This window comes from uncultured Rikenella sp. (genome assembly GCF_948810725.1).
Taxonomy (GTDB): Bacteria; Bacteroidota; Bacteroidia; order Bacteroidales; family Rikenellaceae; genus Rikenella.
On the sequence record NZ_CAQIVA010000060.1, the window covers coordinates 1 to 8,453 of the forward strand.

Here is an 8,453-nt window from a genome sequence, read left to right on the forward strand (position 1 = left end):
GCCAGTTGAAATGCGCCAGCATTTCCCGTCCACGGGACGTGGGGCCCGCGCGGCCTGAGCGCAGTCCCCTCTTGTTGGCCAATCGCGCGCCACGCCTAAAGAAGCGATTCAACTCTTTCGGCGGTAGCCGAATATAGATGAATCGCGCAAGGCGCGCGAAAAAGCGGCGGAGCGAAAGCGGAGCCGCAGTGAGGCGGACACGGGGCGGAGAACTGGGGCGAGCTTTGGGCGGTGCTTTTGCGGCTCGCAGAGCCGCGCGGGCCGAAGCCTCCCGCAGCGGAGGCCCGCAACTCGCGAAGCTCGTTTTAGGCTCCGCAGGCTTCGACTCGCTCAGGCGATAAGGCTGAACTTGTTGGCTGTGCTCTTGCGGCTCTTGGAGCCGCTCAGTTCGCCGCCACCCCACGCGGCCGGACTGCAACTCGTCGGAGCTCGTTGCACTCACCGCTGGCGACGAACCGAATAGAATGGGAGGCGGTGAATGGGCGTTGCTTTTGCGGTTCGTAGAACCGCCGGGCTTGCGCGCTGGGCCTTCGGCCCACCCGGGGAGCGCGCAGCCCGAACCCGACAGGCATGATCAGTAAATGGGGCCGAGCTTTTGCGGCTCGTAGAGCCGCTCGGGCCGGACGTCCGGGAGGCCCGCAACACGCCGCTCGCGCGTCGAGAGTTGCCGTTCTTCCCGGGCGTCCGACCGCAAAGTCAAATTGAAATAGGGTAGAGGCTGCCAGTTGTTAGGGTAGCTCCAGCCCATTGCCCCCGCGGGCCTCCTGCCCGTTTATTCCGAGAGGCAGCGCAACTGAAAACTGTAGGCACGGAAGCTTACGTTGCTGGGGTTGAGGGCTTGCGAATTGAAATCCAAGTTCACGCCACTGGTATCGTTGATTGCCGAAGACCAGCTCGAGCCTCCGAAGCCGACGCCACCCAATGCGCCTAATTGTTTGTAGTAGCCACAGTCGCGAATGCCCGGGGCGGTGCCGCTCGGCACTCGAACCGGCCCGCCTCTACCCCCAAACAAAGGCGTCTCTGCCTCAACCCCCGAGGGCAATGCAACCATTCCGCACGTCGGGATGATGAATAACAAACACACTTAAAACACGAAAATCATGTCAGTACAACAAAATACGTTGAATGCAGAAAATCTGATCGTCAAACGCCGGAGCAAACGCGCCTTAGGGCTCGGAATCGGCCTCATTGCCAGCGGAATCGCACTCTATTTCGCATCGACCACGATTCGCGATACCAGCTCTTCCGTCTATATGCTGTGCACCGTCGGCGCCTTCACAGCCCTGATCGTCGGCGTGCTGAAACTCTTTTTCGGCGGTTGGGAAAACGTTTATCAACCCACGCAAAGCCCCGTCGAAGGCTATTCCCTCTATTTCGAAGGCCTCTCCGGCTCTGAACTCGTCGAACTCATCGAACGCGAACGGTTCGACGCCCTGCGAGCTGCCCGGCGCAAAGAGAGCGGCCCCGTGCGGCTCGATGTCCGCCGCTCGCGGGACGGCAAGTTCGTCGCCCTACAGGTGCTGCAATACGTTCCGTACGTCTACGAAAACCTCTCCGGCACCTACTGTTTCCAGGAAGAACGCGCCGTTCCCGTAGCGGAGTGCATCGGCAATCCCGCAAAATAATCGTACCTTTGGCGACGTTGAAAAATCGGAAAAAGAACCGTTTATGAAGACTTTTAACGTCGCCATCGCCAGCGACCACGCCGGCTACGAGATGAAAGAGTTCGTCGCCGGCTACCTGCTGGCCAAAGGCTACACCGTCAAAGACCTCGGCACCCACAGTTGCGAGAGCGTCGATTATCCCGTCTATGCCCATGCGCTGGGGTGCGAAGTGGCCGAACGGCGGTGCGATCTCGGCGTGGCGTTGTGCGGCAGCGCCAACGGTATCAGCATCACCCTCAATAAACATCCGCACGTGCGGGCGGCTATCTGCTGGTGTCCCGAGATCGCTACCCTCGCACGGCAGCACAACGATGCCAACGTCTGCTCGCTTCCGGCCCGGTTCGTGACCGAGGCACAGGCGGCGGAGATTCTGGACGCCTTTTTCGCGGCCGAGTTCGAGGGGGGGCGGCACGTGCGGCGGGTGGAGCAGATCGACCTCTAAAACGGCGGAGCGGGATGACGGAAAAACTCGAAATCGAAGTCATGTGCCCGGTCGGCTCGTGGGAGTCGTTGCAGGGGGCTATACAGGGAGGGGCCGACTCGATCTATTTCGGCGTCCAGGGGCTCAACATGCGGGCCGGATCGTCCGTGAATTTCACGCTCGACGATCTGGCTCGTATCGTTGCGACCTGTCGCGAGCATGGAATCAAGACCTATCTGACGCTCAATACGGTACTGTTCGACGAGGATATCCCTTATATGCGTCAGGTGGTGGAGCGGGCGAAACGAGAGGGGGTCGATGCGGTGATCGTGGCGGATCAGGCGGCGATGGATTATGCGCGGCAGCAGGGGGTGGAGGTGCACATCTCGACGCAGCTCAATATCGGCAATACGGAGGCGGTGGCCTTTTATGCCCGGTATGCGGATGTGGTGGTGCTGGCGCGGGAGCTCTCGTTGGACAAGGTGCGACATATCTATGATCAGATCGAAGCGCGCGATATCCGGGGGCCGAAAGGCGATCGGGTGCGGATCGAGATGTTCGCGCACGGCGCGTTGTGTATGGCGGTGTCGGGGAAGTGTTACCTGAGTCTGCACGAGGCGTGGAAGTCGGCCAATCGGGGCGAGTGTCGGCAGCTGTGCCGCCGGTCGTACCGGGTGGAGGATGTCGAGACGGGGACGCAGTTGGTGGTGGAGAACGAGCATATCATGTCGCCGAAAGACCTCTGTACGATCGAGTTTCTGGATCGGATGATCGATGCCGGGGTACGGGTGCTGAAGATCGAGGGCCGTGCGCGGTCGGGCGAGTATGTGCGGCGCGTGTGCGAATGCTATAAGGAGGGGGTTCGGGCGGTGGTCGAAGGGCGTTTTACGCGCGAGTTGGGGGCGGAGCTGAAGGAGCGGCTGCGGACGGTCTTCAACCGCGATTTCTGGGATGGTTATTACTTGGGCCAGCGGTTGGGCGAGTGGTCGGAGCACTACGGTTCGGCGGCGACGGAGAAGAAGGTGATGGTGGGCCGGGTGACGAACTATTTTGCCCGGATCGGGGTGGCGGAGGTGTCGGTCGAGGCGGTTCCGTTGGCTTTGGGCGAGAAGCTGCTGTTTCTCGGGGCGACGACGGGGGCGTTGGAGTTCACGCCGGAGGAGATCCGGGTGGATCTTTTGCCGGTGGAGGTTGCGTCGCAAGGGAGCCGGTGTTCGATCCGGACGCCGGAGAAGGTGCACCGGGGCGACAAGGTGTTCAAGCTGGTCGCGGTGTCGCAATAGGAGGGGTTGCCCTTCCGCCCCGGGCTACCGCGACTGCGGCTACTATGAACGAGGAGGCCTGCCCGACAATGTCAGCAACGGTGGTTATAGTTGGTCTTCGATGGCCAGTGGCACCCATGGCATATACTTGGATTTCAACGTGATTTGGCTCAATTCCTGTTATGCGCACAACCGCGGCTACGGTTTTCAGTTGCGTTGCCTCTCGGAATAAACGAGAATGCGGAGGCATTGGGATAGAGGCGGCCAGCAAAACGCCCGGTGGGCGCGCCCCGGGCGCCCGCGGGTACGACACGGGAACCGTATGGGGAGTGGGTAATTATGCGTTTTGTTGGGCTTCTGTTACGAACGGAATCTACGGACAAAACTTAAATTGCGATTCGCGGGGGTTATATCCCAACAGCATGTCATACCGTGTTCACGGTCTTCCGTTACGTTGCCTCTCGGAATAAACGGGGCCGCGCGGCCCAAATAACCGATGGCCTCTACCCCTATACCGACTACCTCGCCACCGAGACGACCAAACCGGGCAATGCCTCCCGCAGACGATCCGCAATCGCCTCCATCTCCTCGAACGAGACCTTCTCCAGGCCATCCGCCGGCGTGTTGCGGTCGATCGTGTAGAGCATCACCTCCCTTGGCCGAATCCGACTGATCGCCTCCAGATAAGCCTCTACCTCCTCCGGCGTCGTGTTGTCGATCCGATGACCGCCGTAATCTCCCCGCAGCAGCATCGTCTGGACGATCAATTTTCCCTCGAACCCGCCCAGCAGGTCGATCGTCTCCGCCACCGTGCGTCCGTTCTGCGGCTGGTTGATCCGCCGCACCGTCTCGTCGAGCGCCGAATCCAACTTCAGGATATTCCGATCCACCCGCAGCAACGCCCTCCGTACCGCCGGCCGGTCGATCATCGTGGCATTGCTCAGCACCGCCACCCGGGTCTGTGGCGCGTAACGATCCCGCAGCCTCAACGTCTCATCGATGATCCGTTCGAACTCCGGGTGCATCGTCGGCTCGCCGTTCCCCGCGAAAGTAATGACATCCGGCAGCGCCTTCGCCTCCGCCATCTCCGCCAGCCGGTGTTCCAGCGCCGCGACGACCCGTTCCGCCGGATTGAATCCCCCCGTGCCGTGCGCGCCGTTCCATCCGCATTCGCAGTAGATGCAGTCGAAATTGCACAGCTTCGAGTCCGGAAGCAACAGATTCACCCCCAGCGAAGTACCGAGCCGGCGGCTGTGGATCGGCCCGATGATGATGCTGTCGAAAAGGAAAGTGTCCATCTTGTTCAGAGAAAAAATCGCGAGGCCGTTATTCCGGAATCCGCACCGTCCGGAAAATCGCCTCCACCTGTCGAATGTAGTTCCGCATCGGCACCTGGTTGTTCGGCGACGGCGAATAGACATAGCCGTCGATCGCGATCAGCCGTCCCGTCGCCCTGTCGTAAGTCGTGTAGTTGATGAACGGCCCCCCCATGAAATCCCCCTTCACGTCCCAGAAACCGCGCAGTTGCGTCCATTGCCGTCCGTCGATCGTCAGGAGCTTCCGATCCGGCGGGACGATCGTCGAGGTGGACATATAGCTCCCCTTCGACGGCCCCGGCACCTGCCGCACCGCTCCGTTCCGCGCCGCGACGAGCCATCCCGTCGTGGCATCCGTCACGATCGAGTCCGCCGGATAGGTGTAGATCAGGAAGCCGATGCTGGCCAGCGGCAACTCGTAAGAGACCCACAGGAAGTCGGTCGTGTCGAGCCGCACCCGGTAGTTGGACGGAATGCTCATCTCGAAACCGAATTTTTCGCGGATCAGGGTGCCGATCTCCGGATCGCTGTGTTTGCGGGCCTGTGCGATGAACCGGTTCCGTTCGACGATTTCGTAGAACTGTTCCAGCTCCTGGCCGTAGGTGTGCAGGAAAGCCGCCATCGAGTCCGCCGACGGCGAGGTGACGGTCACCTGTAACTGCGGCGCCGAATAGACATCATACGCAGCCGTCATATCCGACCGTTCGTACTGCGCCCCCGTCCGCAGAATCAGGATGTTCCGGTGCCGCGAGACGGTCTTTTGGAAATTCGTCGGCGGCACGCTGAGCAGGTCGAAGAGCGGTTCGGGCTGATTGATCCGTTCGACCTCCTGCGAGAAGATCGCCCGCACGGTGTCGCCCGCCGGCCCCTCCCACAGCTCGGTGGGCGCGACGACGAAGAGTTCGTAGGCCCGGCCCGACGAAGGGGCCTTGACCGGGCCGGAGGGGTCGCAGGCCGTGCCGACTGCGGCAACGAGGGAAACCAGTATCCAGGTGATTCTTTTCATGGCGTGAAAGGGGTTTGGGTGAAAAACAGCGGCTCCGCCGCGTTCTGCGGCCGCCGCCAGGCAAATGTAACGAATATTCTTCTATCTTTGTGAGGTTTCAACCCCCTACGGACATGTATTTCCGGCCGCCGAAATTCATCAAACGTCTTTTTCCCGAGCTGAACTGGAACTTTCGGGAGCCGGGAACGATCTTCCTGACTTTCGACGACGGGCCGACCCCCGAGGTGACCCAGTGGGTGCTCGATACATTGGACAAATATGAGGCCAAAGCGACCTTTTTCTGTCTGGGCAAAAATGTCGACCAGCATCCCGAGATTTTTCGCAAGATCAAGGCCCGGGGACATGCCGTGGGGAATCACTCCTACAGCCACATCAAAGGGTGGGGCAATCCGGCGGGACGCTACATCGAGGATGCCGACCTGGCCAACGGACTGATTCGGACGAACCTCTACCGGCCGCCCTACGGACGGATTACGCGGAGCCAGATCCGGCGCATTTCGGAGCGGTATCACATCATTATGTGGGACGTGCTGAGCCGCGATTATGCGCGGACGGTGTCGCCGGAGGCCTGCGTGCGGAATGTGACGCGCCACCTGCACGAGGGATCGATCGTGGTCTTCCACGACTCGGTGAAGGCCTCGCGCAACCTCTATTACGCCCTGCCGCGGGTGCTGGAGGCGATCGAACGGGCGGGGTTGCGGTGCCGGAGTATCGAACTTTAAAATCATGGAGAGATGATCTGGACATTCGTGTTGCGGCTGAGCATAGCCGCTCTGCTGGGAGCCATTATCGGGTTCGATCGGGAGCTCCGGGCCAAGGAGGCGGGATTGCGTACCCATTTTCTGGTCGCTTTGGGCAGCGCCCTGTTTATGATCGTCTCCATCTACGCCTTTTCGGCCGATCCGCGGAGCGATCCGGGGCGGATCGCGGCTCAGGTGGTGACCGGGATCGGGTTTATCGGGGCCGGTTCAATCCTGATCCACAAACAGTTCGTGCGCGGGCTGACCACGGCGGCCGGGTTGTGGGCGACGGCCGGAATCGGGCTGGCGGTGGGCGGCGGGATGTATGCCGTGGGGCTGGCGGCGATGGTGCTGACTTTGGCGGGGCTGGAGCTCTCGACCCTGATTTTCAAGACCGTCGGCATCCACTCTTCGCTGTTGGTTTTTTCGACCTCCGACGAGCAGAATCTGAGGCAGGTCTTGACGCATATTCACGAAAAGGGCTATCACCTGATGAGTTACGAGGCGACGCACGAGACGGTCGGCGAGGGGACTTTGTATCGGGTGACGATGGTGGTCAAGACGCGGAGCAGGAACGAGGATACCCATTTGTTCCAGTTCATGCAGTCGTTGCCGGAGTTGACGATCGAACGACTCGAATAACGAACCGGGTATGGAGTGGTTGTTGGATTTAGGCTATGTGGGGCTCTTTGTCGGGGCGTTGCTGGCGGCGACTATCCTGCCGTTCAGCTCGGATTTCCTGCTGGTCGGGATGTTGGCGGCCGGCGGACACGTGGTATGGACGGTGGTCGTGGCTTCGGTCGGCAACTGGGCCGGCGGCATGATCTCCTACTGGATGGGGCGCGGCGGACGGTGGCAGTGGATCGAAAAGTGGTTCAAAGTCAAACGCGAGACCCTCGAACGGCAGAAAGTCCGGGTCGATCGTTATGGGGCGTGGCTGGCTTTCCTGTCGTGGCTTCCGTTCGTGGGCGATCTGTTTGCGCTCGCGCTGGGCTTCTATCGGACGAATGTCTGGCAGGTGGCGGTCTTCATGCTGATCGGAAAGACCGCCCGGTTCGTGGTTTGGGCGATCGTGGTGGAGTGGGTGCGTCCCCTGTTTGCGTAAACTCCAGCTTTTTCGTAACTTTGCATGCTTCGTCACACGAAACGGAATATCTTAAAATCTTAAACCACAATATGGCAACAACCGCAGATATCAAAATCGGGATGTGCATCGAACTGAACGGCAAAACGTGTCAGATCATCGACTTCCAGCATGTGAAACCGGGCAAAGGGCCGGCTTTCGTCCGCACCAAACTCAAAAATCTGGAGAACGGTCGGACGATCGACAATACGTTCACGGCCGGCGCGCCGATCGAGCCGGTTCGGGTGGAACGTCGTCCGTATCAGTACCTCTACGAGGACGATATGGGGGCGAATTTCATGCACACCGAGACTTTCGAGCAGATCGTGATCGACAAGAAAATGATCGATAACGCCGACTTGATGAAAGAGGGCGAGATTGTGGAGGTGATGTTCCACACGGAAAAGGAGACGGTGCTGTCGGCTGAATTGCCGCAGTTGGTGGAGATGGAGGTGACTTACACCGAGCCGGGTCTGAAGGGGGATACGGCATCTTCGAATGCGCTGAAACCGGCGACTGTCGAGACGGGCGCTACGGTGAAGGTTCCGTTGTTTATCAATACCGGCGAACGGATTCGGGTCGACACCCGGACTCGGGAGTACTACGAACGGATTAAGTAGGCTCGGCGCCTTGCCGACCTGAATAGAATAGCCGCGGGCGGACGTTCTGAGAAAGTCCGCCCGCGGCTTGTTTTGGGAGAATCGGTTTTGTCTGAATGTCGTAGGGGGGAGAAGACGGCCGCAGCGAAACGCAGTTTCGCCCGTTCCGGGACGTGAGGCCCGCACGGATAGAGATTTGGGCTTCCGGTAGCTTGAGGATGCGTCAGCATCCGTCTAAAGTTTTTCTGGTTCTCTTTGTTCACAACGAGAACAGTTCGAGGCGGGACAGAGCTCGACCCGCGCGCGACTGCTGGAGAAGGAA

General features: G+C 60.2%; 10 protein-coding genes. 7 read left to right on the plus strand and 3 right to left on the minus strand.

The genetic code is table 11. From position 1 onward, the window contains the following. Positions 1-772: 772 nt before the first annotated feature. Complete coding sequence (locus Q9S52_RS09875) at positions 773-982, minus strand: hypothetical protein (protein ID WP_297625981.1); 210 nt, start codon at positions 980-982, stop codon at positions 773-775. Positions 983-1,100: 118 nt separating this feature from the next. On the opposite strand from Q9S52_RS09875, the gene Q9S52_RS09880 reads away from it, so the two are divergent. From Q9S52_RS09880 to Q9S52_RS09890, 3 genes are read left to right on the plus strand one after another with little or no spacing between them, the layout of a single operon-like run. After that, the gene (locus Q9S52_RS09880) at positions 1,101-1,625 is read left to right on the plus strand and encodes a hypothetical protein (RefSeq protein ID WP_297832186.1); all 525 of its coding nucleotides are present in this window, start codon (positions 1,101-1,103) and stop codon (positions 1,623-1,625) included. A 43-nt stretch (positions 1,626-1,668) separates the two neighbouring features. After that, positions 1,669-2,106, plus strand: coding sequence for a ribose 5-phosphate isomerase B (gene rpiB, locus Q9S52_RS09885; protein WP_294594852.1), 438 nt, complete (start codon positions 1,669-1,671; stop codon positions 2,104-2,106). A gap of 14 nt (positions 2,107-2,120) precedes the next feature. Further along, complete coding sequence (locus Q9S52_RS09890; RefSeq protein ID WP_304708995.1) at positions 2,121-3,368, plus strand: peptidase U32 family protein; 1,248 nt, start codon at positions 2,121-2,123, stop codon at positions 3,366-3,368. Between the two features lie 497 nt (positions 3,369-3,865). Here the strand turns inward: Q9S52_RS09890 and Q9S52_RS09895 are convergent, their stop codons facing one another. Continuing rightward, entirely contained in the window at positions 3,866-4,645 is a 780-nt protein-coding gene (locus Q9S52_RS09895) for a radical SAM protein (protein ID WP_297625974.1), read from the minus strand. Between the two features lie 28 nt (positions 4,646-4,673). Then, the gene (locus Q9S52_RS09900) at positions 4,674-5,669 is read right to left on the minus strand and encodes a DUF4837 family protein (RefSeq protein WP_304708996.1); all 996 of its coding nucleotides are present in this window, start codon (positions 5,667-5,669) and stop codon (positions 4,674-4,676) included. Positions 5,670-5,758: 89 nt separating this feature from the next. Here Q9S52_RS09900 and Q9S52_RS09905 point away from each other — a divergent pair, with 89 nt between their 5' ends. From Q9S52_RS09905 to efp, 4 genes are all read left to right on the plus strand, one after another. Then, positions 5,759-6,391, plus strand: coding sequence for a polysaccharide deacetylase family protein (locus Q9S52_RS09905; protein ID WP_367179806.1), 633 nt, complete (start codon positions 5,759-5,761; stop codon positions 6,389-6,391). Between the two features lie 12 nt (positions 6,392-6,403). Beyond that, positions 6,404-7,051, plus strand: coding sequence for an MgtC/SapB family protein (locus tag Q9S52_RS09910; RefSeq protein WP_294594035.1), 648 nt, complete (start codon positions 6,404-6,406; stop codon positions 7,049-7,051). 10 nt (positions 7,052-7,061) lie between these two features. After that, entirely contained in the window at positions 7,062-7,514 is a 453-nt protein-coding gene (locus Q9S52_RS09915) for a YqaA family protein (protein WP_300829406.1), read from the plus strand. 71 nt (positions 7,515-7,585) lie between these two features. After that, complete coding sequence (gene efp / locus Q9S52_RS09920; protein WP_294594038.1) at positions 7,586-8,152, plus strand: elongation factor P; 567 nt, start codon at positions 7,586-7,588, stop codon at positions 8,150-8,152. Positions 8,153-8,453 lie beyond the last annotated feature (301 nt).